This is a genomic window from Arthrobacter sp. NicSoilB4, assembly GCF_019977335.1.
Lineage (GTDB): Bacteria > Actinomycetota > Actinomycetes > Actinomycetales > Micrococcaceae > Arthrobacter.
This window is the reverse complement of sequence record NZ_AP024653.1, coordinates 1,375,434-1,399,413: the sequence shown is the minus strand read 5'-3', so window position 1 is coordinate 1,399,413 and position 23,980 is coordinate 1,375,434. Positions and strand designations below refer to the sequence as shown.

Annotated in this window: 23 protein-coding genes; 3 read left to right on the top strand and 20 right to left on the bottom strand. The window is 67.9% G+C overall.

Going from position 1 to position 23,980, the window contains the following annotated elements; genetic code table 11:
* Window positions 1-109: 109 nt before the first annotated feature.
* The 8 genes from LDO13_RS06260 to LDO13_RS06225 form a co-directional block, all read right to left on the bottom strand.
* The gene (locus LDO13_RS06260) at window positions 110-1,456 is read right to left on the bottom strand and encodes an MFS transporter (protein WP_224049162.1); all 1,347 of its coding nucleotides are present in this window, start codon (window positions 1,454-1,456) and stop codon (window positions 110-112) included.
* A 63-nt stretch (window positions 1,457-1,519) separates the two neighbouring features.
* Window positions 1,520-2,416 carry an SseB family protein gene (locus tag LDO13_RS06255; protein ID WP_224049161.1) on the bottom strand — a complete coding sequence of 299 codons (897 nt, stop codon included), beginning with the start codon at window positions 2,414-2,416 and terminating at the stop codon, window positions 1,520-1,522.
* 13 nt (window positions 2,417-2,429) lie between these two features.
* Window positions 2,430-3,176, bottom strand: coding sequence for a bifunctional 1-(5-phosphoribosyl)-5-((5-phosphoribosylamino)methylideneamino)imidazole-4-carboxamide isomerase/phosphoribosylanthranilate isomerase PriA (priA, locus tag LDO13_RS06250; RefSeq protein ID WP_224049160.1), 747 nt, complete (start codon window positions 3,174-3,176; stop codon window positions 2,430-2,432).
* 51 nt (window positions 3,177-3,227) lie between these two features.
* Entirely contained in the window at window positions 3,228-3,386 is a 159-nt protein-coding gene (locus tag LDO13_RS06245) for a hypothetical protein (protein WP_224049159.1), read from the bottom strand.
* A complete protein-coding gene (hisH, locus tag LDO13_RS06240) occupies window positions 3,387-4,184 on the bottom strand; it encodes an imidazole glycerol phosphate synthase subunit HisH (protein ID WP_224049158.1) in 798 nt (265 codons plus the stop codon).
* The gene (gene hisB, locus LDO13_RS06235; RefSeq protein ID WP_224049157.1) at window positions 4,181-4,807 is read right to left on the bottom strand and encodes an imidazoleglycerol-phosphate dehydratase HisB; all 627 of its coding nucleotides are present in this window, start codon (window positions 4,805-4,807) and stop codon (window positions 4,181-4,183) included. Before hisB ends, hisH begins: the two co-directional genes overlap by 4 nt.
* Window positions 4,808-4,872: 65 nt before the next feature.
* Window positions 4,873-5,991, bottom strand: coding sequence for a histidinol-phosphate transaminase (locus LDO13_RS06230; RefSeq protein ID WP_224049156.1), 1,119 nt, complete (start codon window positions 5,989-5,991; stop codon window positions 4,873-4,875).
* Window positions 5,992-6,113: 122 nt separating this feature from the next.
* Complete coding sequence (locus LDO13_RS06225) at window positions 6,114-6,572, bottom strand: LysM peptidoglycan-binding domain-containing protein (RefSeq protein WP_346347033.1); 459 nt, start codon at window positions 6,570-6,572, stop codon at window positions 6,114-6,116.
* Window positions 6,573-6,913: 341 nt separating this feature from the next.
* Here LDO13_RS06225 and lexA point away from each other — a divergent pair, with 341 nt between their 5' ends.
* Window positions 6,914-7,663, top strand: a complete 750-nt coding sequence (gene lexA, locus LDO13_RS06220) for a transcriptional repressor LexA (RefSeq protein ID WP_224049155.1) — start codon at window positions 6,914-6,916, stop codon at window positions 7,661-7,663.
* A 125-nt stretch (window positions 7,664-7,788) separates the two neighbouring features.
* Here lexA and LDO13_RS06215 read toward each other — a convergent pair whose 3' ends face one another.
* Window positions 7,789-9,990 carry an ATP-dependent DNA helicase gene (locus LDO13_RS06215; RefSeq protein ID WP_275960585.1) on the bottom strand — a complete coding sequence of 734 codons (2,202 nt, stop codon included), beginning with the start codon at window positions 9,988-9,990 and terminating at the stop codon, window positions 7,789-7,791.
* Window positions 9,983-11,551, bottom strand: coding sequence for a GTPase HflX (gene hflX, locus LDO13_RS06210; protein ID WP_224049154.1), 1,569 nt, complete (start codon window positions 11,549-11,551; stop codon window positions 9,983-9,985). Before hflX ends, LDO13_RS06215 begins: the two co-directional genes overlap by 8 nt.
* Window positions 11,552-12,037: 486 nt before the next feature.
* Here hflX and LDO13_RS06205 point away from each other — a divergent pair, with 486 nt between their 5' ends.
* Window positions 12,038-12,652: a methyltransferase gene (locus LDO13_RS06205; RefSeq protein WP_224049153.1), complete on the top strand. Its 615-nt coding sequence runs from the start codon at window positions 12,038-12,040 to the stop codon at window positions 12,650-12,652.
* Here LDO13_RS06205 and dapF read toward each other — a convergent pair.
* From dapF to LDO13_RS06175, 6 genes are all read right to left on the bottom strand, one after another.
* Window positions 12,633-13,589 (bottom strand): diaminopimelate epimerase, encoded by a 957-nt coding sequence (gene dapF, locus LDO13_RS06200; RefSeq protein ID WP_224049152.1) that lies wholly within the window; start codon window positions 13,587-13,589, stop codon window positions 12,633-12,635. The two genes, LDO13_RS06205 and dapF, sit on opposite strands and share 20 nt — an antisense overlap.
* 121 nt (window positions 13,590-13,710) lie before the next feature.
* Window positions 13,711-14,613 (bottom strand): tRNA (adenosine(37)-N6)-dimethylallyltransferase MiaA, encoded by a 903-nt coding sequence (miaA, locus tag LDO13_RS06195; protein ID WP_224049692.1) that lies wholly within the window; start codon window positions 14,611-14,613, stop codon window positions 13,711-13,713.
* 93 nt (window positions 14,614-14,706) lie between these two features.
* Window positions 14,707-16,281 (bottom strand): tRNA (N6-isopentenyl adenosine(37)-C2)-methylthiotransferase MiaB, encoded by a 1,575-nt coding sequence (miaB, locus tag LDO13_RS06190; protein ID WP_224049151.1) that lies wholly within the window; start codon window positions 16,279-16,281, stop codon window positions 14,707-14,709.
* Between the two features lie 38 nt (window positions 16,282-16,319).
* Entirely contained in the window at window positions 16,320-16,799 is a 480-nt protein-coding gene (locus tag LDO13_RS06185) for a regulatory protein RecX (RefSeq protein ID WP_224049691.1), read from the bottom strand.
* A 154-nt stretch (window positions 16,800-16,953) separates the two neighbouring features.
* Window positions 16,954-18,006 carry a recombinase RecA gene (gene recA, locus LDO13_RS06180; RefSeq protein ID WP_224049150.1) on the bottom strand — a complete coding sequence of 351 codons (1,053 nt, stop codon included), beginning with the start codon at window positions 18,004-18,006 and terminating at the stop codon, window positions 16,954-16,956.
* A 303-nt stretch (window positions 18,007-18,309) separates the two neighbouring features.
* Window positions 18,310-18,528, bottom strand: a complete 219-nt coding sequence (locus LDO13_RS06175) for a DUF3046 domain-containing protein (RefSeq protein ID WP_224049149.1) — start codon at window positions 18,526-18,528, stop codon at window positions 18,310-18,312.
* A 44-nt stretch (window positions 18,529-18,572) separates the two neighbouring features.
* Between LDO13_RS06175 and LDO13_RS06170 the strand changes: the two genes are divergently transcribed.
* Window positions 18,573-19,082, top strand: coding sequence for a MarR family transcriptional regulator (locus LDO13_RS06170; RefSeq protein WP_224049148.1), 510 nt, complete (start codon window positions 18,573-18,575; stop codon window positions 19,080-19,082).
* An 80-nt stretch (window positions 19,083-19,162) separates the two neighbouring features.
* Here LDO13_RS06170 and LDO13_RS06165 read toward each other — a convergent pair whose 3' ends face one another.
* The 4 genes from LDO13_RS06165 to LDO13_RS06150 all read right to left on the bottom strand — a co-directional run bounded on the left by LDO13_RS06165 (window position 19,163) and on the right by LDO13_RS06150 (window position 23,877).
* Window positions 19,163-19,615, bottom strand: a complete 453-nt coding sequence (locus LDO13_RS06165) for a helix-turn-helix transcriptional regulator (RefSeq protein WP_056432397.1) — start codon at window positions 19,613-19,615, stop codon at window positions 19,163-19,165.
* A 140-nt stretch (window positions 19,616-19,755) separates the two neighbouring features.
* Window positions 19,756-20,268 (bottom strand): CinA family protein, encoded by a 513-nt coding sequence (locus LDO13_RS06160; protein WP_224049147.1) that lies wholly within the window; start codon window positions 20,266-20,268, stop codon window positions 19,756-19,758.
* On the bottom strand, window positions 20,265-20,906 hold the full coding sequence (pgsA, locus tag LDO13_RS06155) for a CDP-diacylglycerol--glycerol-3-phosphate 3-phosphatidyltransferase (RefSeq protein ID WP_224049146.1): 642 nt from the start codon (window positions 20,904-20,906) through the stop codon (window positions 20,265-20,267). The genes LDO13_RS06160 and pgsA overlap by 4 nt, the downstream gene beginning before the upstream one ends.
* 25 nt (window positions 20,907-20,931) lie before the next feature.
* The gene (locus tag LDO13_RS06150; protein WP_224049145.1) at window positions 20,932-23,877 is read right to left on the bottom strand and encodes a DNA translocase FtsK; all 2,946 of its coding nucleotides are present in this window, start codon (window positions 23,875-23,877) and stop codon (window positions 20,932-20,934) included.
* Window positions 23,878-23,980: the final 103 nt, after the last annotated feature.

The window sequence follows — 23,980 nt, the reverse complement described above, 5'->3', positions numbered from 1 at the left end:
CCCCACCACCAAGTTACAAACGCGGCGGCGGACGGACCCTTTCGGTCCGTCCGCCGCCGCCGTCGTTTAACGCCCTATCCTGTGCGGGCGCCGTTGCCGTCCGGTGCCCTCAGGCTGCAGCGAGACGCAACCTGCGGCGGCGCTGCAGCACGAGACCCACGAGGCACAACACGACGCCGCCGAGCCCCACGGCCACAAACCCGGCCGATGGGCCGATGCCGTCGATGAAGACGCCGGCGAGGGGTGCCCCGAGGGCCACCCCTCCGGTGAGGGCCGAGCCGTACCAGCCCATCGCTTCGCCCCGGCGCCGCTCGTCGACCAGTTCCGCGACCTTCTCCGAGGCTGCCGACAGCACCGGGGCGCACAGCAGGCCCGGCAGGAGCGAGAGCAGGCACAGGGTCCAGGTGTCCTGCGCGAACGCCATCGGAATGGTCAGCGCGGACATGCCCAGCAGCAGCAGGATCGGAGAGATCGGCCGGTGCATGGCGCCGTAGATGAGGCCGCCGACCACGGAGGCCGCGCACCAGAAGAGGAACACCAGCCCGATCTCGGCCTGGTGGCCGCCTGTTTCAAGCGCGGCAACGATTCCGACGTCCGTGCCGCTGAGGACCATGCCGGCCCCGGCTGCGACGGCGAACACGGCGGCCACGGCTGAGGTGAACCAGGCGAAGTTGTGGACGACCTTCTGCCGCAGGCCTGCCCGGTCCTGGCGCCTTTCCCCGGCGGCGGCCAGCGGGGCGAACTCGGCGGCGGCCTCCCGCAGGTGCGCCGGGGCCGCGGCGACGACGGCGACCTCCGCTCCCTCCTGCTGGCTTGCCTCGAACGCCGCGTCGGACTCGGCGCCGGACGATGGATTGGGCCCAGGGACAGGCTCGGCGCTGCGGGTCGGCGGGTTGAACCACATCAGGAACAGCCCGGACACCGAGGTGGCAATGCCGACGATGGTCAGCCCCAGGACCGAGAACCCTGCCGTGGCCACGAGGGCGCCGGCCGCCGGGCCGATCATAAAGACCAGTTCGGTGGAGATGGCATCGAGCGCGAACGCCGTGCGCCGCTGCTCCCCCGTGGCAAGGACGCCAAGGGACTGGCGCACAACACTGAAGATGGGCAGCGTCAGCAGGCCGCCGACGAAGACCAGGGGCAACAGGACCTCGTAGGACACGTGCGGCACAACGGACCAGATGACGGCTTCGGAAACGACGGACGGGATGAGCGCCCGCCGCAGGCCGACGGTGTCGACGCGCCGGCCGCGCCAGGGTGCGCCGACGGCGATGCCGATGGTCATCACGGCGGCGGCGGCGCCGGCGGCGGCGTAGCCCTGCCCGAGAGTCAGGACAATATGCAGGGTCAGGAGGACCCCGGCCGCCGAGTGCGGTATGCGGGCGACCATCCCGACCAGCAGGAGCCGCCTGATGGGCCGGACGGCCAGCAGTTCCCGGTAAAGCGCGAAGTTCACGAAACTATTTCCTTCTGGTACTGCCCCCGGCAGCACCCAGGATTTCCCCCGGCCGGCCGTCAGCTACTGTGCTGCGCGCTGCAATTTGACCTCGATTGAGTCAACCCGCTCAGCAAATGATTCATTCCGTGCCCAGGCGTTGTTGAGGCCGGACACGATGGACTGGACGCCGGCGGCGTCGAGTCCGTCTTCAAGGTAGAGCACCACGCGGAGCTCCGGGCCGGAGCCCCCGCCCGGGAGCTGTCTTCCATCGGCCGCAACCGCGGCAACTCCCCCGCCCCGATGAATTTCAACACGGCGGACCGCGGGAAAGCCAACCGCGGCCTCGCCGAGGTTCCGGGCGAGCTCCGGATCAGCGTACGACGGCGTCCAGTCCCGCTGCTGGGCCAGTGCCCACACCGCCGGCCGGCGCACGACGAACGTCACAGCAGACCCAGGGTCGAGCACGAGCAGTTCCGCGCCCTCAGCGACCGCTGAGAGTGCCGCGCGGGCAGCATAGACGGCCACCGGGCGCGCCTCGGGATGCCAGGCTGCAAGCGAAGCCGCGGAGGTGAACACGGGCATCGCGGTCCGGCCGTCGGGGGCTTTGAGCGTCACGAGGGCCATGTCCGCCTGCTTGTCGGCGTGGAGGCCCCCGGCGCCTTCGCCCTCTTCGGCGAGCGTGGCGAGGATCGGCACAAACACCCGGGCCGTGGCCAATGACGCCACCACTGCCGCCTCGTCGCCGTCGCCGGCAGCGAGGGCGGCCAGCGCCGCGACATAGCCGGCGTCGGCGGCGCCGTCGTCGTCCTCGAAGTTGTGGATCGTGGCGTCGTCGCCGGCCAGGCTGCGCCCCGCCCATGGTTGGCCCGCCGAGTCGGTCGCTCCGCCGGCGCCGGCCAGGGCCGCCGCGATATGTCCGGGCAACTGGCGGGAGGGGACTGGACTGTCAGCTGCGTGGCCGCCTTGGGGGTTCTCCATGCTGCGTGCTTCCCTAGCGGCGGCCGGCGACGTCGAGGGCCTCGGGCAGCGTGAAGTTGCCGTTGTAGAGCGCCTTGCCGACGATAGCCCCCTCGACACCGAGCGGCACGAGGGAACGGAGGACCTTGAGGTCGTCGAGGCTGGAGATGCCGCCGGAGGCCACGACGGGCTTCCCGGTCTTTTCCACCATCTGGCGCAGCAGTTCGACATTGGGCCCCTGGAGGGTGCCGTCCTTGGTGACGTCGGTGACGACGTAGCGGGAGCAGCCGGCCTCCTCGAGGCGTCCGAGGACTTCCCAGAGGTCGCCGCCTTCCCTGGTCCAGCCGCGGCCCGCCAGCGTGGTGCCGCGGACGTCCAGCCCAACGGCGATCTTGTCGCCGAAGCGCTCGATCACCCGGGCGGTCCACTCCGGGTTCTCCAGTGCCGCGGTGCCCAGGTTCACGCGGGCCACGCCCAGGTCCAGGGCCTTCTCGAGGGACTCGTCGTCGCGCAGGCCGCCGGAGAGCTCCACCTTGATGTCCAGCCGGCCGACCACTTCGCGGAGCAGTTCGGCGTTGGAGCCCCGGCCGAAGGCGGCGTCGAGGTCGACCAGATGGACCCATTCGGCCCCCTGCTGCTGCCAGTTGAGCGCGGCTTCCAGCGGCGTGCCGTAGCTCGTCTCGCTCCCGGCCTCGCCCTGGACGAGGCGTACGGCCTGGCCGTTGACGACGTCGACGGCGGGCAGCAGCTCAAGCACGGGCAACGGGGTTTCGGTGGTCATCGTGGATCCTCAGCTCTTCAGGGACGGCAGGTGGTCGGGGCGCTGCGGGAGTCAGGCGGCAGGCAGGGTCAGGAGATAGGCGGCCAGCAGCGCCATCGCGGCCAGGACGTAGAACACGGCCTGGACCCAGCGCGGGCTCTTTTGCTGGCGGAAGGACAGCGCCCCGCCGACCAGCAGGCCGGCAAGCCCCATCAGCACGATGGACCACATCTAGGCGGTCCCGGCTTCCGGGGCAGCGGCTGTCGGCGCGGTCTCTGCGCCCGCCGATTCCGGGGATGCGGAGCCGGCAGCCCGGGAACGGTCCCGCAGGCCCCCGACCCAGTTGCGCAGCAGGTGCGCCCCGGCGTCGCCGGACTTCTCGGGGTGGAACTGCGTGGCGCACAGCGGGCCGTTTTCCACGGCCGCGATGAACGGGGCACCGTGCTCTGACCAGGTCACCAGGGGCGCCGTCATCCTGGGCTGGATGACGTCGAAGTCCCACTTTTGAACCCCGTAGGAGTGCACAAAATAGAAGCGCTCGTCCTCAACGCCGGCGAACAGCTTGGAGCCCACGGGGACGGACACGGTGTTCCAGCCCATGTGCGGCACGACGTCAGCGGGAAGCAGTTCGACCTTGCCGGGCCACTCCCCCATGCCTTCGGCTTCGGTGCCGTGCTCGACGCCGGCCTCGAACAGGACCTGGAGGCCCACGCAGATGGCCAGCACGGGCCGGCCCCCGGCCACGCGGCGGCCGATCATGCGGATGCCGTCGACGGCCTTGAGCTCGCGCATCACCGTTTCGAACGCACCGACGCCGGGGACCACGAGGCCGTCGGCGTTGAGCACGTCCTGCGGCTTGGAACTGAGGATCACTTCGGCTCCGGCACGTTCGAGGGCGCGGACGGCGGAGCGGACGTTGCCGGAGCCGTAGTCGAGGACCGTCACGGTCGGCTTGCCCTCCGGCGACGCAGGCTTCGCGCCGGCGTCGGGGTCGATGATGGCCCCGTCCTTCAGCACTTTGCCGGTCACAGCGCACCCTTGGTGGACGGGATGCCCTCGACGCGGGGATCCCGTTCGACGGCGGCGCGCAGGGCGCGGGCGAAGGCCTTGAACTGGGCCTCGACAATGTGGTGCGGGTCCCGGCCGGCGGTGACGTTCATGTGCAGGCAGATTCCGGCGTGCAGGGTGATCGCTTCGAAGACGTGGCGGGTGAGGGAACCGGTGAAGTGTCCGCCGATCAGGTGGTACTCCTGGCCTGCCGGTTCTCCGCCGTGCACGAGGTACGGGCGGCCGGAGACATCGACGACGGCGTGCGCAAGGGCCTCGTCGAGGGGCACCGTGGCCTCGCCGAAGCGGCGGATCCCGGCCTTGTTCCCGAGCGCAGTGCGCAGGACCTCGCCGAACGTGATGGCAACGTCCTCGACCGTGTGGTGGACGTCGATGTGCGTGTCGCCGGTCGCCTTGACGGTCATGTCGATCAGGGAGTGCTTGCTCAACGCCGTCAGCATGTGGTCATAGAACGGGACCGAGGTGCTGATGTCCGAGACACCGGTGCCGTCCAGGTTGATCTCGACCAGCACCGACGACTCGCTGGTGGTCCGTTCCATGCGTGCGGTCCGGCCCTCGGCAGCGGTTGATCCGGTGGTGCTCATGTGGGTGTCCTTTGGATGACGACGGTGCCCGGCGAACAGGGCAGGGTGGATGTCCTGGGTTAAGTCTAGGCGGGCTGCACTGCGCGGCCGGCCAGGATCCGTTCGAGTGCTTCCAGGAAGGCTGTGGTTTCCGTCTCAGTCCCGGCGGTGACACGAAGGTGCCCGGGAATGCCGACGTCGCGGATGAGCACACCGGCGGCCAGCAGTTCCTGCCAGACCTCGTGCGGGTTATCCAGGCCGCCGAAGAAGACATAGTTCGAGTCGGAGGCGGCCGGTTTGAGGCCCATCCGCTGCAGTTCGGACACGATCCTGTCGCGCTGCCGCTTGATGTCCTCGACGTCGGCCATCAGTGCGACCCGGTGGTGCAGGGCGGCCAGCGCTGTCGCCTGGGTGATGGCCGAGAGGTGGTACGGGAGCCGGACCAGGCGCAGGGCGTCCGTTACCTCGGGGGCCGCCGCCATGTAGCCGACGCGGGCGCCGGCCAGGGCGAAGGCCTTGCTCATGGTGCGCGAGATGATCAGCCGTTCCCGGCCGGGCAGCAGCGTCAGCGCGCTGGGCGTCCCGTCGTGGGCGAACTCGTGGTACGCCTCGTCGACGATCACGATGGTCTGGCTGCCCTCCCCGGCCTCGTAGACCGCCTCGACGACGTCCAGGCCAAGCCCGGTCCCGGTGGGGTTGTTCGGGGAGCAGAGGAAAACGATGTTCGGCTGGAGTTCGCGGACCTGCCGGGCGGCCGATTCGGCACTCAGTCCGTAGTCATCCGCGCGAACCCCGGCGATGTACCCGGTGTCCGTGCCGGAAGCCAGCAGCGGGTACATGGAGTACGTGGGAGGGAAGCCAAGGGCGGTGCGGCCCGGGCCGCCGAAGGCCTGGAGGATCTGCTGGAGAACCTCGTTGGAACCGTTCGCGGCCCAGATGTTGTCCGCACCCAATCCGTGTCCGAGGTATTCGGCCAGGGCCTCGCGCAGCTCCGTGAATTCACGGTCCGGATAGCGGTTCAGCCCGGCGGCGGCAATCGTGACGGCCTCGGAGATGGCGGCGCGGACGTCGGCCGGGACGCCGTGGGTGTTCTCGTTGACGTTGAGCAGGATAGGGACGTCCAGCTGCGGTGCCCCGTAGGGGGTCAGGCCCCGCAGGTTCGTCCGGAGGGGAAGTCGGTTCAGGCGCTCTAGCTGGTCAGTCACCAGCCCAGTTTAAGTGAGATCGCCGCGTGCCCCGAAACTGTGACGCTTGCAGGGCGGCCCGGCGGCCTGCGGGGCGCCCGGCGACGGCCCGACGGGGCCCTGAGCTACTTGGACGGCAGGAACTAGTTGGACGGAATGAAGAGGGCCTGGCCCGGCACGACCCTGGCGGCCTCGAGGTTGTTCAGCTGGATGATGTCGGCGACGACATCGCGGGGGTCCCGCTCGGGCGCCACCGCTGCGGCGATGGCCCACAAGGACTCACCGGGCTGCACCGTCACCGTGACTGTGGGAGTCAGTGAGAGCTCGGCGGCAGAGTCCGCCGCCTTTGCCGGAGCATTGAGGAAGCCGCTGAGGGAAAGAACCAGGGCGGCCAGCAGGATCAGCGGCACTCCGATGAAGACGAAACGCCCCCGCCTGGTGAGCCTCAGCGGCGCCTGTTGTGCCTGCTTGGCACGCCCGCCGGAGCTGGGCTGGCCGGGCTGACCTGTGCCGGTGCCGGTGCCGGTGCCGGTGCCGGGCCGGCCGTAGTCGCCGAATGCGTCGCGGCCGAAAGTGTCGTGAAACGCGCTTGATGCTGACATGAACTGAGCCCTCCTGGACCATACTGTGCCGCCCGACGTACTCCACGTACCCGCCGCGAACCGGCCTGACCTTCGAACAAAGAACCGAACGATTCGTTCTACCCGAGCTTCGTAAAACTAGAACACATATTCGAACCCTGCTTGTTCTGTTTTAGCACCTATTGACGAACATTGTCGAGACTCGCTAGAACAAATGTTTGAAAAAGCTGTGTGGCTGGCCTACGTTTGAGTCAAAGAACAACCACTTCTGCAGTTGATCAGCAGGGTCTGACATTTCAGGCCGGAAGTTCCCGGCAGCTGCAGCCACAGCGGCCGGGCGGAACGGAAAGGCGTTGGCGAACATGGCAGCACAAGCCACTGGCGGCAGGGCCTCCGCGCGGAGCCCGCAGGCGGCCCGGCCTCCCAAAAGCCTCACCGTCCGGCAAAAGAAGATCCTGGAGACCATCCAGCGCTCCGTCACGGACAACGGCTACCCGCCGTCGATGCGCGAAATCGGCGATACCGTCGGCCTGGCGAGCCTCTCCAGCGTCACCCACCAGCTTTCGCAGCTTGAAAAGCTCGGCTACCTGAGGCGCGATCCCAAGCGCCCGCGCGCCATGGAAGTGCTGATGCCGTTGACCCTCGATGAGGGGACCACGAAGATTTCAGGGGTTGAGAAGCCAAGCGGCCTGCGCAGTGTGGGCGGCTTGTCTGTTTCTGAGCTGGCCAGTGCCACGGATACCGCCATGGTGCCGCTGGTCGGCCGGATCGCCGCCGGCGGACCGATCCTGGCCGACCAGGTCGTTGAAGACGTTATGCCCCTGCCCCGCCAGCTGGTGGGCCACGGCGAACTCTTTATGCTCAAGGTTGCCGGTGACTCGATGATTGACGCGGCCATCTGCGACGGTGACTGGGTGGTTGTGCGCCGCCAGGGCGATGCCGTCAACGGTGACATTGTGGCCGCCCTGCTGGACGACGAGGCAACCGTAAAGACCTTCCGCCAGCGTGACGGCCACACCTGGCTGCTGCCGCAGAACACCCAGTACGAGCCCATCCTCGGCGATCACGCCGTCATCATGGGGAAAGTCGTCTCGGTGCTGCGCTCCCTCTAGGACCAGGCCTCCCAGTCCGGGCCTCCCGTTGCCTGCGAACAGGGCCCCGCCGCCGATTCACGCCGGACGGGGCCTTTCGCGTTCCCTCCCGGACAACCGGGCAGGAACGCCACAGCCGCTGGGAGCTACGTCCCGGGCCGCCCTGATTCCTGCGCGAGCCTCTCCAGGGCCGCGAGGGCGATCGCGGGGTCCGTGGTGGGCCAGAACGGCGGCAGGGCGGCGCGGAGGAATCCCCCGTAACGTTCGGTGGACAGCCGCGAGTCCAGCACAGCCACCACGCCCTTGTCCGTCGTCGTGCGGATCAGCCGGCCGGCGCCCTGGGCAAGGCGGATGGCGGCGTGCGTCGCGGAAACACTCATAAAGCCGTTGCCACCGGCCTGGGCCACTGCCCGGGACCGCGCCGTCATCAGGGGATCATCGGGCCGCGGGAACGGAATCCTGTCGATCACCACGAGGCGGCAGGACGTCCCCGGCACGTCGACACCCTGCCACAGCGACATGGTGCCGAAGAGGCAGGTGTCCGGTTCGTCGGCGAACTGCTTCACCAGCGCCGTCATGGTCGAATCCCCCTGGCAGAGGATGCTCATGTCCAGCCGTGGCCGCAGGGCCTCGGCGGCGTCTTCGGCGGCGCGCCGTGAAGAGAACAGGCACAGTGCCCCGCCGCCGGAGGCCCTGATCAGCTTTTCGAGCTCGTCAAGCGCTTCCGGGGACGTGCCCCGGCCGGGCTTGGGCAGGTGCTTGGCAACGTACAGGATGCCCTGCTTGGGGTATTCGAACGGAGAGCCGACGTCAACGCCGGTCCAGCTGGGGGCGCCGGGCCCCACCAGGCCCAGGCCGCCGGCGGCCGGTTCGAAAGCGGACCCTATGGCCAGCGTGGCCGAGGTCAGGATGACGGTGTGGTCTGCGAACAGGCCCTCCCGGAGCCGTCCGGCGACGCTGAGCGGGGCGATATTGACCAGCGCCGGGGCCGACTCATCCGGCTGGGAGTAGCCCTGCTGCGGGTCAAAGGTGCTGTTGCGGGAAAACCAGACCACCTCGCGGTTCTCGCGGGCTGCCAGCAGCCGTTCGCAGAGTTCCAGGATCACCATGAGCCGGGAGCGCGCGAGCTGGCGCCCGCCGTCGGCCGTGTTGGCGCTGTCCCCCTTGGAATCCGAGAGCGCGGCGCGGCAGGCGTCCCGCAACTGGTCCACGCAGTCCAGTTGTTCGCTGTTGAGGCCGTTGGGCATGAGTCCGCTGGGGACACCTTCAATGGCAAGTTCGAGGTTGGATGCGGCGTTGTTCAGTGCGTCCACGGTGATGCCGGTGTGTTTCCGGGCCCCCGACGCGGCGGCGTGCACCATGGCCACGGAAAGCTGGCCGGATACGGCGCCGGTGACGCGGTCCTGGAGTTCGTGGGCCTCATCTACCACCACGACGTCGTATTCCGGCAGCACGGCGAGGCCCTCGAAGGCACTTACGGCCAGCATGGCGTGGTTGGTAACCACGACGTCGGCGTCCGCGGCGTTCTGCCGGGCCAGTTCGCTGAAGCATTCGGCCGCCAGGGGGCATTTCTGCGCCCCGAGGCACTCCATCGAGGTCACGGAGACCTGCCGCCAGGCGCGGTCGGTGACGCCAGGCAGGAGTTCGTCGCGGTCCCCCGTGACGGTGTCCTCGGCCCACTCGCGCAGCCGGACGACCTCTTTGCCGAGCTGGGAGGACGGGCCGCCCATCGCCGCGGCGAAGTGCGGCACGGAGGTGTCTTCGCCGAGCGAGAAGAGCTGACCCTCCGACGGTTCTTCGGACGGGAAGCCGCCTTCGAGCTTGTGGCGGCACACGTAGTTGGAACGGCCCTTGACGAGGGCGATCTTGACGGGCCGATCCAGTGCCGGGGTGATGGTCTTCAGCAGCCGGGGCAGGTCCCGGCCCACAATCTGGGTCTGCAGTGCCAGCGTGGCGGTGGAGACCAGAGTGGGCTTGTCGCTGACCAGCGAATGGGCGATCAGCGGGATCAGGTAGGCGAGAGACTTGCCGGTGCCGGTCCCGGCCTGGACCAGCAGGTGGTCGCCGCTGTCAATCGCCTGCGCCACCTGCCGGGCCATTTCGTGCTGGCCGTCGCGGCTCTGGCCGCCCATGCCGGACACGGCACGGTCGAGAAGCTCGATGACGAACTCCCCGCCGGCCTTGCCGCGCGAACGTGCCGGACGTTGTCCGGCGGATTCAGTCCCCGCTGTGTCTTCTGTTGCTGTGTCTCCTGTTGCCGGGTCCGACGTTGCCTCGTCCCCCGCTGCCGCATCCCCCGCCGGGTCGCCCGTACCTGTGTCCGCCCCGGTCACCGCTGCCTCAGTCATTGCTGATGAACGAATCCAGTTCAGCGGCGAATCCCTCGCGCACCATTACGACGGCGCGAGTGCCCGCTTCCTCGTGGTCGAGGCTGAGGATCTCGGCGTCGGCTTCGTGCAGCTTGCTGAGCAGGTCCCCGCGGTTGTAGGGGATCAAAAGTTCCAGCTTCACGCTGGGCCGCGGGATGCCTTCACTGATGGCCTTGAGCAGTTCCGGGATGCCTTCGCCGGTGCGTGCCGACACCACCACGTGGCGCGGTTCGCGCTGCTTGAGCCGTTCGATCACGAAGGGGTCGGCGGCGTCGGCCTTGTTCAGGACGATGATTTCGGGCACTTTGCGGGCGTCGACTTCGCTGAACACCTTGCGGACGGCGGCGATCTGGCCTTCCGGATCCGGGTGCGAGACGTCCACGACGTGCAGGATCAGGTCCGCGTCGGCGACCTCTTCCAGGGTGGAGCGGAACGCCTCCACGAGCTGGGTGGGCAGCGACCGGACGAAGCCCACGGTGTCGGCGAGGGTGTAGCCCAGCCCGTCCGAGGTCTCGGCCTTGCGGACCGTTGGATCCAGGGTCGCGAACAGGGCGTTCTCCACCAGGACACCGGCGTCGGTCAGCCGGTTCAGGAGCGAGGACTTGCCGGCGTTGGTGTACCCGGCGATCGCAACGGAGGGCACGGAATTACGACGGCGGTTGGCGCGTTTGGTCTCGCGGGCCGGCTTCATCGCGGCGATTTCACGCCGCAGCTTGGCCATCCGGGTACGGATCCGGCGGCGGTCCAGTTCGATCTTGGTTTCGCCGGGACCACGCGAACCCATGCCGGCACCGGCGCCGCCCACCTGGCCACCGGCCTGGCGGGACATCGAATCACCCCAGCCGCGCAGGCGCGGGAGGAGGTATTCGAGCTGGGCCAGTTCCACCTGGGCCTTGCCCTCGCGGCTCTTGGCGTGCTGGGCGAAGATGTCGAGGATCAGGGCCGTGCGGTCGATGACCTTGACCTTGACGATGTCCTCGAGGCTGCGGCGCTGGGACGGTGCCAGTTCGGCGTCGACGACGACGGTGTCAGCGCCGGTGGACATCACGATGTCCTTCAGTTCCTGGGCCTTGCCGGAGCCAAGGAAGGTGCCCGGATCGGGCTTCTGGCGGCGCTGGACAATCCCGTCGAGGACCTCCGAGCCGGCGGTCTCGGCCAGGGCTGCGAGTTCGCGGAGCGAGTTCTCGGCGTCGGCCAACGTGCCTTCAGTCCAAAGTCCGGCCAGCACGACGCGCTCAAGCCGCAACTGCCGGTACTCGACTTCCGTGACGTCTTCGAGTTCGGTGGACAGGCCGGCAGTGCGGCGCAGCGCGTGCCGTTCCTCGAGGTCCTGCTGGTCGCCGTCGTAGGTGCTGTGTTCCTCGTCCAGCCGGGATATCGCCTGCGCCTTGCCGAGCACCGAGGCGGGCTCACCGGCAGCCGGGGCTGCCTTCCGGGCGGGGGTGTCCTTAGCGAGGATCCGGTCGATGACAGCCTGGATTTCCGCAGGACTCATGTCCTGGGATGCTGAATCGGGTCCGGGGTTGGGCTGGCTGGTCATGGTCTCCTTTAGAGGTTCGGCAGTTTCAGAATAGTGCCGATCGGTGCTGTGCGGGGCGGTATTCGCGCTGGGCTGACGACTATTGGTCATTCATGGCCTCCTGGGATGCCTGCGGCAGCGGTGCCGGGGGCAGGTGGGCTCCGGGCCGGAGCGGTGGGAACGGAGAGGGAACAGGCACAGGTTCTGCCTTGAGGAGGGAGTTGTTCCGCCCGGCCGTGCTCCAGAGAGCGCTGCCAAACCCCAAGTGGTTCGGGCGCCAGCGGCGAATCCATAGCGGGATCATCACGGGTGGCGCACTGAGCGGAAGGTAACTACCTGCGTCGCTGCGGGGACGGGACTCCACTGAAGAATGACTCCGGTGAAAAGGCCCGTGCCGGCTACTTGAAGTTCAAGAACATGTCGTTAAGCCTAGCAGACGGCCATGCTGGCTCCGGCCGGTCTCCACGGTTTCCCATACGGGCCGGAGGCCCACTAATCTGGCCAGTTATGGAGTCTGCACACTATTTCAGCGCCCAGCCCGCCGGGCCGTTCACCCGCAAGCCACTGACGGTGGAGCTTGCGGGCGCGCCGCGGCAGCTGCAGACCTCCTCTGGCATCTTCAGCCCGGACGGCATCGACAAGGGCACGGCCGTGCTGCTGGCCGAGGCTCCTGCCCCGGCGCCGCAGGGGACGCTGCTGGACATCGGCTGCGGCTGGGGTCCGATCGCGCTGACCATGGCCCTGCGGGCGCCGCACTCGCGGGTCTACGCGGTGGATGTCAACGAGCGGTGCGTGACCCTGACCAACGAAAACGCCGCGTTGCTGGGTTTGGGCAATGTCACTGCCAGCACGCCCGACGCCGTCGACCCCGAGCTTCGTTTCGACACCATCTGGTCCAACCCGCCCATCCGGATCGGCAAGGACGAGCTGCACGCCCTGCTGCTCCTGTGGCTTCCACGGCTGGCGCCGGGCGGCTCCGCGTGGCTCGTGGTGCAGAAGAACCTGGGGTCGGATTCGCTGCAGCGCTGGCTCGCAGGGGAACTGGACAGCACCTTCACGGTGACGCGGGAGAGCACGTCGAAGTCGTTCCGCATCCTGCGGGTCAGGAAAGCGTCCCACTAGCCACGATCACCGCGGGGCCGCTGAGCTCGACGTGCTCGTGGCCGCCGGCGCCGAGGAAGAACTTCACGCCGACGACGCCGCCCGGGACATGGACGTTCCACACATCCGGGGCACCCTGGCCGGCCCAGTGGCGGATCGCGACGGCGGCTGCGCAGGCACCCGTGCCGCAGGACTGCGTTTCTCCGACTCCGCGCTCATGCACGCGCATGGTGATGGTCCCTACGCCTTCATGGACCATCGGCTCGGACGGCACAACGAACTCAACATTGGTGCCGTGCGGCGGAGCCGGGTCCACGTGTGGTGCCGTGAACAGCTGGGTGGCCTGCAGCTCGGCCAGTTCGGCCAGCGCCACGACGGTATGCGGGTTGCCCATACTGATGGACAAGGCCGGCCGTGCGACCTCCAGCCCCGCCGCGCTGACCAGCGAATCCATGGCCCGGGCGGTGGCCTCGCCCGGGAAGATAAATTCCCACGGGCCCATGTCGACGGCGTAGCCGGCTGCGGTGCGGACGATTGTCTTGGCGCCGCCCCGGGTTCCGATGGTCAGTGATTCGCCGGCGGGCAGTTCCACGAGGCCTTCGGCAATCAGGAAGTGCACAAAGACGCGGACGCCGTTGCCGCACATCTCGGAGAGTGAGCCGTCGCCGTTGCGGTAGTCCATGAACCATTCGGCGTCCGGGTGCTGCGTCAGCAGCTCCTGGCCCTCGGCGAGCAGCCGGGACGGGACGGCGCGGATCAGTCCGTCGCCGCCGATTCCGCGGTGCCGGTCGCAGAGTGCCGCCACCTGCTCCGGCGTGACCGCCAGCGTGCCGTTGGGATCGGCCAGGAGCACAAAGTCGTTGCCAGTCCCGTGGCCCTTTGAAAACGTGAGTCCGCTCAGGGCTGCCGGGTCGGCGGTGGAATTGCGGTCGGCGGCCGTGGCCAAGGGTTCGTCCATGCTCCAAGGTTACCGTTCCGGTCCGGGCCGCCGGTCATCCACCCCGGGTATCCCCCGACAACCCACCCTGGGTATCCACGCTGGGTATCCGCCCAGCCAATCCACCCGCTGGGACGAAACTTCAGCCGGGGATGCACAGAGCGGCGGCCTTGGCCACGAGTTCCGGGTCCTGCCAGTCGAGCCAGTGGATGCGGGGATCGGCGCGGAACCAGGTGAGCTGGCGGCGGGCGAACTGCCGGGTCGCGACGATGGTTTCCTCCGCGGCCTGCGCCGGGTCAGATTCGCCGTCGAGGACCTTGAGGAACTGCGCGTAGCCGAGGGCCCGGGGCGCGGTCCGGCCGAGCCTGAGCCCGGCGGCGTCGAGCTTCCGAACTTCGTCCAGGAGCCCGCTGTCCACCATGGCATGGACCCTGCGGGCGAGCCGTTCCCGGAGCTGTTCCCGGTCCACCTCGAGCCCGATTTGGACGGCGGGCTGGAAGTACTCGCGGGTGGGCATAAAGGAGCTGAAGGGCCGCCCGGTAAGTTCGAACACCTCAAGCGCGCGGATGATCCGGCGTGCGTCCCCGAGCCGGCCGGCCGAGACCGGATCCACAGCCTCCAGCCGCGCCCGCAGCGGCGCCGGTCCGGCGGTTTCCAGTTCCGCTTCGAGCCGGCGCCGGATGGCCGGGTCCGTGCCCGGGAATTCCAGCACGTCCAGGGCGGCACGGACATACAGCCCGGAGCCGCCGGCCAGGATGGCGCGTTTGCCGCGGGCGTGGATGCCGGCAATGAGCTCACGCGCCTGCTGCTGGAAGTCCGAGACGCTGGCTTCTTCGGTCACATCCAGGATGTCCAGGAGATGGTGCGGCACTCCCCTGCGTTCGGCCGCGGTGATCTTGGCGGTGCCGATGTCCATGCCGCGGTAGAACTGCATCGAATCGGCGTTGATGACTTCGCCGCCGAGCTCCAGTGCCAGCGACACGGCGAGATCGGATTTGCCTGAGCCGGTCGGCCCGACGACGGCGACGACCGGCGCAGCCCGTATAGCACCGTCTTGGACAGGACTGTCAGGTGTTGCGCCGTCAGGTGTTGCTGCCTGCGCCTCGCCGGCAGTGGGGCCCTGCTGAGCAGTCACAGACTAGCGGCCGCGGACGGGAAGCGTGGGCATGCCCAGGGACACCCCGGCGGTGCCGGAAGCGGATCCCGGTGCGGGTGCGCCGCAGGAGTCCGCTTGGGACCTGTCCCAGGCGTCGCCCGCACGGGAACGGCGGAGGGTGTAGTCGTCCGCTGTCGCCGGGTCGGCGACGAGGTGGAACGACGCGGCTTCGGTGATGGTCACGGTGACGAGGTCACCCGGGCGGGGCGTCTCGGCGCCGGCCGGCACGGAGAAGTGCACCAGGCGCTGGTCCTGGGACCGCCCCGAGAGCCGGTGGGTTTCCTCGGATTTGCGCCCGGACTGCGCCGTGACCATGACCTCCACGCGCCGGCCAAGCTGGCGGGCATTCTCCTCGGCGGCGATCCGGTCCTGCAGGGCCGTGAGGCGTTCGAAGCGCTCCTGCACGACGGCCTTGGGCAGCTGGTCCGGGAGCTCCGCGGCGGGTGTGCCCGGCCGCTTGGAGTACTGGAAGGTGAAGGCCGTGGCGAAGCGGGACTTCTCCACGACGTCGAGCGTGGCCTGGAAATCTTCCTCGGTCTCGCCGGGGAAGCCGACAATGATGTCCGTGGAAATGGCGGCGTGCGGGATCTTCTCGCGGACCTTGTCCAGGATGCCGAGGAACTTGGTCGAGCGGTAAGACCGCTTCATGTCCTTGAGAACCTTGTCCGAGCCGGACTGCAGCGGCATGTGCAGCTGCGGCATAACGTTTGGGGTCTCCGCCATGGCGTCGATGACGTCGTCGGTGAAGGCCGCAGGGTGCGGGCTCGTGAACCGGACGCGTTCGAGGCCGGGGATGTCTCCGCAGGCGCGCAGGAGCTTCGAGAATGCCTGCCGGTCGCCGAACTCGACGCCGTAGGAGTTCACGTTCTGCCCCAGTAGCGTTACTTCGATCGCGCCGTCGTCCACGAGTGCCTGGATCTCGGCCAGGATGTCGCCGGGGCGCCGGTCCTTTTCCTTGCCGCGCAGGGCAGGGACGATGCAGAACGTGCAGGTGTTGTTGCAGCCGACGGAGATCGACACCCAGCCGGAATAGACCGAATCCCGCTTTGTGGGCAGCGTGGAGGGAAACACGTCGAGGGACTCGAGGATTTCCAGCTGCGCTTCGTTGTTATGCCGGGCGCGTTCCAGCAGGGCCGGCAGGGCGCCGACGTTGTGGGTGCCGAAGACGGCGTCCACCCAGGGTGCCTTCTTCAGGATGGTTTCCCGGTCCTTCTGCGCGAGGCAGCCTCCGACGGCTATCTGCATTCCGGGGTTGGCGGCCTTGACCGGCGCCAGGATACCCAGGTTGCCGTAGAGCTTGTTGTCGGCGTTTTCGCGTACCGCGCAGGTGTTGAAGACCACGACGTCCGCCAGTTCACCGGCGGCGGGGACGTAGCCGGCAGCCTCCAGCATCCCGGACATACGCTCAGAGTCGTGCACGTTCATCTGGCAGCCGAAGGTACGCACCTGGTAGGTACGGGGCTGCGCCGCGCCGGGCACTGACTCGGTGCCTGGTGTTGACGAGGCGTCCGTGGAAGGAGTGGTGCCGGCTGCTGGGGAGGGAATGGTCAAACTCACCTGTTAAGGGTAACGGGTCGGCAGGCTTCCGGGCTTCCCTAGAAGTCCGGTTCGGACCCTGCGCCGGCACCTGACACGGCGTCATCGAGGACCTCGCCGACAATCCGGAACGCCTGCGAGGGCTGGTACCCCTTGCGGGCAAGCATGGACGCCAGCCGCCGCGTGGTCTTGTCCCGCTCCGCGCGGTCCTCAAACGCAGTGACGCCCCGCAGCTTGCGCTGGACCAGTTCGCGGGCCGCCGATTCCTCGTCCTCGTCGCTGAGCTGTTCCAGGGCACCGGCCGCGGTGTCCTCGTCGATGCCCTTCTCGGCGAGTTCCCGGCGGAGCGCACCCTTGGCGAGTTTGCGGCTCTGGGCCCGGGACCGAACCCACATGTCGGCAAAGTCCGCGTCGTCCACGAGCTTCACTTCTTCGAAGCGATCCAAGACGGCCTCTGCGACGTCGTCCGGGACGTTGCGCTCGGCCAGCTTGCGGGCGAGCTGCAGCCGGCTTTTGGGCGAGTTTGTCAACTGCCGCAGGACAATGGCACGGGCGACGGCTGCCGGATCCGCGTCACGGTCCTGTTCTTCAGGAGCATCCGCGCCCGGGGGTCCGTCCCCGGGCCGGTCCCGGCCGGCAAAGCCGGGGGCAGGATTCCGTGATGCGAATCCTGCCCCTTTGCGCCGCCGGCCGTTAGAAGCCGTCAACGGCCTTCAGCTTCGGTGAAGCTTCGGTCTCGGCGGGGGCCTTCACGCCGACGCCCAGCTTTTCCTTGATGAGCCGCTCCAGCTCGGCAGCCAGCTCAGGGTTGTCGCGCAGGAAGCGGCGGGAGTTCTCCATGCCCTGGCCCAGCTGGTCACCGTCGTACGTGAACCAGGAACCGGACTTCTTGATCAGGCCGTGCTCGACACCCATGTCGATGATGCCGCCTTCACGCGAAATGCCCTGGCCGTAAATGATGTCGAACTCGGCGATCTTGAAGGGCGGGGCCATCTTGTTCTTGACGATCTTGGCCTTGGTGCGGTTGCCGACCGAGTCCGCGCCCTCCTTGAGGGTCTGGATCCGGCGGACGTCGATGCGGATCGAGGCGTAGAACTTCAGTGCCTTGCCACCGGTGGTGGTTTCCGGGGAACCGAAGAAAACACCGATCTTTTCGCGCAACTGGTTGATGAAGATGGCAGTCGTCTTGGTCTGGCTGAGGCGGCCGGTGATCTTACGGAGGGCCTGGCTCATCAGGCGGGCCTGCAGGCCCACGTGGCTGTCGCCCATGTCGCCTTCGATTTCCGCGCGGGGAACGAGGGCTGCAACGGAGTCGATGACGATGACGTCGAGGGAGCCCGAGCCAATGAGCATGTCCATGATTTCCAGGGCCTGCTCGCCGGTGTCCGGCTGGGAAACCAGGAGCGCATCGGTGTCGACGCCAAGCTTGGCGGCATATTCCGGGTCGAGGGCGTGCTCGGCGTCGATGAAGGCTGCGATGCCGCCGAGGCGCTGGGCGTTGGCGACCGCGTGGAGCGCCACCGTGGTCTTACCGGAGGATTCCGGACCGTAGATTTCCACGACACGGCCGCGCGGCAGGCCGCCAATTCCCAGCGCGACATCCAGTGCGATGGAACCCGTCGGAATGACCTCGATGGGAGCGCGGACTTCGTCGCCAAGGCGCATGACCGAACCTTTGCCGAACTGCTTGTCAATCTGGGCCAGCGCTGCATCAAGCGCTTTCTGGCGATCCGGGGCTGCGGCCATGGTTCACACCTCTAATACTTTCTCGCTGTGGAGTGGCCGTTCCGGCCCTGTGTCGTGTTTGTGATCAGTGTTCGTTGATCAGTGTTCGTAATCAGTGTTCGTGATCAGTGTTTCGGTCATTACTGAAGCTACCGGCACCCACCGACAGAGTTGCCCGCCTGCCCCGCGTATGTGGAAAAGCTCTAAAAAAAGCATAGTCCTACCCGAACAGATATTCGAACAATCGGTGCGGCGTGTCAGGCGTGGGCTGCCGGCACGGCGCTGGAACGCCGCCCGCCGAAGCTGCCTGCCGAAGCCGGGCGGTCAGCGCGGTTTGACGTCGCGGCCCAGCCGCCGCTCGGGCGGGACGTCCTGGACCTCGCACACTGCCAGCCAGACCTGCCGGGGCGGGACGCCGGCGCCGAGGGCCTGGTCCGCGGTCCGGCCGCCGACTCCCGCCAGGACCAGCGAGTTGCCGAGGACGCGTGAGTACCCCGCCCCGAATTCGTCGTCCATAAGCCGCCAAAAGTCACTGATTCGCACCCTTCGAGTCTCTCACGCCGCGGGAGGACTCTAGAATGGGTGCCATGAGCAACCCCGCCGCAGGCCCTGGGATCCCCGGCGGCGCTGACGATTCCACCGAAGCGGCGCTGACCGCCGTCGAGCACCAGTTGAGCATGCTCTGGCGCCGCGCCCGCTCCATCTCCCATCACCTCTCCCGCCAGGTCCACCCGGACATGGAACCCGCGGCTTACGGCCTGCTGTCCGTGATCCGCCGCCAGGGTGCCATCCGGTTGACTGAACTGGCGTCCAGCATCGGCGTCGGGAAGCCCTCGGTGAGCCGGCAGATCGCCTTCCTGGAACGCCTCGGACTGGTGGCCAAGGAAGCCGACCCCCTGGACGGCCGTGCCCAGATGATCCGCCTGACACCGATGGGCGAGGAGAAGATGCATGAGGTGCAGGACGCCCGGCGGGAAGTGTTCCGCGAGCGGCTGGGTGAGTGGCCGACGGAGGAACTGCAGACCCTCGCCCGCTACATCGCCAAGCTCAACGCCACCTATGAGCGTGACGGTTTCCCCCGGGACGAACCGCAGTAACGGCGAACCCCGCACCGGCCAGAAACGCAAGAAACCCCGGCACACGGCCGGGGTTTCTTGTCGAGTAGTGGGTGCCGGGGCTAGCGCGCCCCGGAAAGAAGGCCCTTGGCCAACTCTTCGTTGAGGTCCGTGTTGAGTTCACGGTCCAGGTCACGGCCGTAGCGCTGTGCAAACTCCTGCGGGACGGTGTCCGGAACGGCAACACCCTCGGCGACGGCGACACGGTCGCTGACTTCGCGGAGCATGCTGGAGAGCGGAACATCGAGGGCCGAGCAGATCGAGGAGAGCAGCTCCGAGGAGGCTTCCTTCTGGCCGCGTTCCACTTCACTCAGGTAGCCCAGGGAAACGCGGGCACTGTGCGAGACTTCGCGGAGGGTACGGCCTTGGCGTTGGCGGACATCGCGCAGAACATCACCGATTTCGTGACGAAGTACAACCATCTTGCGCTCCTTCTGTTCGCTCTTAGCCTGATCGGCGAGGCCCACATCCTTCCAGCGGACAACGCCGTTAACGGATACGGGCTGCTTTACCATCTGTATCGCCTTGCTCCCTCTTTATGTTGAGCCCGCCGGTCAAAGCGGACACTGATGATGCTTTCATCCTAGGCGCCTCCCTTATTCGGAAGCGACACAATGTAACAACTATTAGGATTCAAGTTTTGTTCCCGGCAACTTTACGCCCGGTAGCCTTGGGCCGCCAAGGCTTCCAGCAGGCGTTCCAGGGCCGCGGCGCAGGCCTGGCCGCGGATTTCCGGCCGGTTTCCCTCGAAGCTGTAACCGAACGACGTCGCGCCCCCGGCCGTGGCGACGCCGATGTACACCGAGCCCACGTCCTTGCCGCCGTGTGGCTCGGGGCCGGCGACGCCGGTGGTGGAGACGCCGATGTCGGCGCCGCAGATCCGGCGGGCCCCCTCGGCCATGGCCTCGGCGACCTTCCCGTCGACGGCTCCGACGCTGTCCAGCAGGTCCCGGGGCACTCCCAGCACGTCGGCCTTGACGGAGTTCTGGTAGGACACGACGCCGCCCTGGAGCATCCCGGACGCACCGGGCGTGTCGGCCAGGACCGCGGTGACCATGCCGGCGGTCAGGGATTCTGCCGTCGCGACGGTCAGGCCGCGGCCGACCGCGCCGGTGACTGCCTCTTCGGCCAGGTGATGCAGGTTGATCGTGCGGTGGGGATTGGTCATGGCTTGCCCTCCTGGATCTTCTGTTGCTGTGCCCGGATGCCGGTGGCGCGCAGTTTGAGGGCCTCGATGACATATTCAACGCCGGTCCAGACGGTGATCGCGAGGGCCACCATCATGACGGCGAAGGCCACGAACCCGAGCCACGGCGCGATCGAGGACAGCGGGAGGATGTACAGGAAGATGGCCACCGTCTGGATGACTGTCTTGAGTTTCCCGCCGCGGGACGCCGGGATCACGCCGTAGCGGATGACGAAGAAGCGCAGGGCAGTGACGCCCCATTCGCGGACCAGGATCAGGATGGTGACCCACCACGGCAGCTCCCCCAGCAGCGAAAGCATCACCAGGGCCGAGCCGATCAGCAGCTTGTCGGCGATCGGGTCGGCGATCTTGCCGAAATCCGTGATGAGGCCGCGGCTGCGGGCGATGTCGCCGTCGAGCTTGTCCGTGTAGATGGCGACGGCGAACGTCGCCGCGGCAATCCAGCGCCAGATGCCGTTCTGGGCGACCAGCCCGGGTGCGTCGAGCAGGAGGAACCAGACAAAGAACGGCACCATCACAATCCGCAGCATCGTCAGGATGTTGGGCAGGTTCCAGATCCGCGGGGCGGGTCCGGCACTGTTTGCTTCTGTGCTATTCACCTTCCTAGGCTACCGTCTTCGCCTGCTACCGTCCGGTGAGCGACCAGGCGTCCTCGGAGCCGTCCTCGTCATCCCCGGAGCCGCCGTCTGCGCCGTCGTGATACTCGATCGCTTGGGTGCGGTTGTCCAGATCCGCCGCGACGAGGTCCTCCGCGTAGCCGCCCTGGGCGATGTTCGCGTTGGCGTTGTCGCTCAGCGCCGCGGTCTGCGAATCGGCGGTAGCGGGCGCGTCCATGCCCTTCATCGCGGCGAGGACCGCCGCGAGGTCGTCCGGCTTCACGAGGACGTCGCGGGCCTTCGAGCCTTCCGAGGGGCCCACCACTCCCCTGGACTCGAGCAGGTCCATGAGGCGGCCGGCCTTCGCGAAGCCGACGCGCAGCTTGCGCTGCAGCATGGACGTGGAGCCGAACTGGGTGGTGACCACCAGCTCGGTGGCCTGCAGCAGCACCTCGAGATCGTCCCCGATGTCGTCGTCGATCTGCTTCTTCTGCGCTTCGGGGGCGACGTCGTCGCGGTACACGGCCTTGAGCTGGCCCTTGACGTGTTCGACCACCTTGTGGATTTCGGATTCGGTGACCCAGGCGCCCTGGACGCGCATGGCCTTGGAGGCGCCCATCGGCAGGAACAGCGCGTCGCCCTGGCCGATCAGTTTCTCGGCACCGGGCTGGTCCAGGACCACGCGGGAGTCGGTGACCGAGGACGTCGCGAATGCCATCCGGGAGGGCACATTGGCCTTGATCAGGCCGGTGACGACGTCGACGGAGGGCCGCTGGGTGGCGAGCACGAGGTGGATGCCGGCGGCACGGGCCAGCTGGGTGATGCGGACGATCGAGTCTTCGACGTCGCGGGGGGCCACCATCATAAGGTCGGCGAGTTCGTCCACGATCACCAGCAGGTAGGGGTACGGCCGGATGACCCGCTTGGAACCCTCGGGCGGATGGACCTTCCCGGCGCGGACGGCCTTGTTGAAGTCGTCGATGTGCTTGAAGCCGTAGTTGGCGAGGTCGTCGTAGCGGGCGTCCATCTCGCGGACCACCCACTGCAGCGCCTCGGCAGCCTTCTTGGGGTTGGTGATGATCGGAGTGATGAGGTGCGGGACGCCCTCGTAGGCGGTGAGTTCCACGCGCTTGGGATCCACCATGACCATGCGGACCTCGTCCGGGGTGGCGCGCATCAGGATGGAGGTGATCATTGAGTTCACAAACGAGGACTTGCCCGCGCCGGTGGCTCCGGCGACGAGGAGGTGCGGCATTTTCGCGAGGTTGGCGACGACGTAGCCGCCCTCGACGTCCTTGCCGACGCCCATGACCATCGGGTGGTCGGTGCGGCGGGCGTTCTGGCTGCGGAGCACGTCTCCCAGGGACACCGTCTCGCGGTCCGTGTTGGGGATCTCGATGCCGATGGCGGACTTGCCCGGGATGGGGCTCAGGATGCGCACGTCCGAGCTGGCGACGGCGTACGAGATGTTCTTGGACAGCGCGGTGACGCGTTCCACCTTGGTGCCCGGGGACAGTTCGATCTCGTACCGGGTGACGGTGGGGCCGCGGCTGAAGCCGGTGACCTGCGCTTCCACGTTGAACTGGTTGAGGGTTTCGGTCAGCGACGCGACGATCGCGTCGTTGGCCTCGGTGCGTTCTTTCGGGATGGAGCCCGGGGTCAGGACGTCCGAGGCCGGCAGCGTGTACGTCACGTCGCCGGCGAGCGAGAGCTGCTCGGTGCGCTGCGGGATCGGCGTGGGCAGCGGCGCGGGGGCCACCGGGTTGGAGGGGACTTTCGCGGCGGCTGCGACGGCGGCTGCGCCGGGGGCGGGGGCGCCCGGGTTCAGTGAGCCGGCAGCGACCATCCCCGGGGTGACCAGCGGGATCGCCTCCGTAGCGTTGTCCCCCGCGGCAGCGCCAAGCCCCTGGGCGGCCTTGATCTTTTCGACGGCGATCTCGGCCTGGGTGGGACGGCGCACGCCGGGTGCGACGGACTTGGCGCCGGACTTGGCGGCTGATTTGGCGCCGTCTGCGAACTTCGCGGCCTCGGCTTCCTCGTCGGCAATGAGCGCCCGTTCAAATGCCTCGTCACCGACGTAGCCCTCGAGCCCGGCGTCGTCCTCGGGGTCCTTGCCGAAGAGGCGGCGGCGCTTCTTCTTCGCCGGAGCCGGGGCATCGTTTTCGTAGAGGTAGCTGCGGTCGTGGTCGTCGCCGTCGTTGGCGTAGTCCTGCAGGTCGATGCCCATGAGGTGTTCGTAGGCGCCGCGCAGCCGGGAGGGGATCGCGCCGAACGGCGTGGCGGTGACGATCAGCAGGGAGGTAAAGGCGAGCAGGCCGTAGACGGCCAGCGGGACAGCGGAGTGGATGGCGGCCAGCGGGGCGGCGGCAAGATAGCCAAGCATGCCCCCGGCCTGGCGCAGTCCGTCGAATCCTTCCGCGACGGTCGGTTCCCCGCCGATCACGTGGGCAAGGCCGGAACCGGCGAAGGTCATGATCAGGAAGCCGATCCCGATCCGGTTGTTGCCACGGCCGTCAACGGGCTGGCGGAACAATCGGAAGGCGCAGACAAAGAGCATCAGCGGCAGGAGCAGCGCCATCCAGCCGAAGGTCCCGTTGACGATCCCGTAGACAGTGTCGGGGAACCAGCCCTGGAAACCCCACCAGGCGAAGGTGGCAACGAAGACCCCGAGAGCGAGGTTGAACAGGGCTGCGCCGTCGCGGCGGTCCTCCGGCGCGAGATCGCTGACGTCATAGCCGATCCGGCGGATTCCCGCCCCGACCACGTGGGCAACGCCAAGCCAGGCACCGGCCACAATACGGACCAGCCAGGGCTGCCTGGGTTCGACGGCGGCCATCTGGCGGGTACGCGCAGCGCCGGTCGTTCGGCCGGTCCTGCTGGTTTTGGACGCAGCCGGGCCGGAGCCCCGGGTCGAAGAGCTGCCTGATTTACCGCTGGAGTTTCCTCTTGGCGCGGAGGAAGTACGTGTCGCCATACCCGCAACGGTACCCGACACGGGCTTGAAAACCGCGGATTTCCGGGCTTCCGCAGGGATCATGTTGCCGCCCGGACACACAAAAACGGCCCTCCCGGTCCGT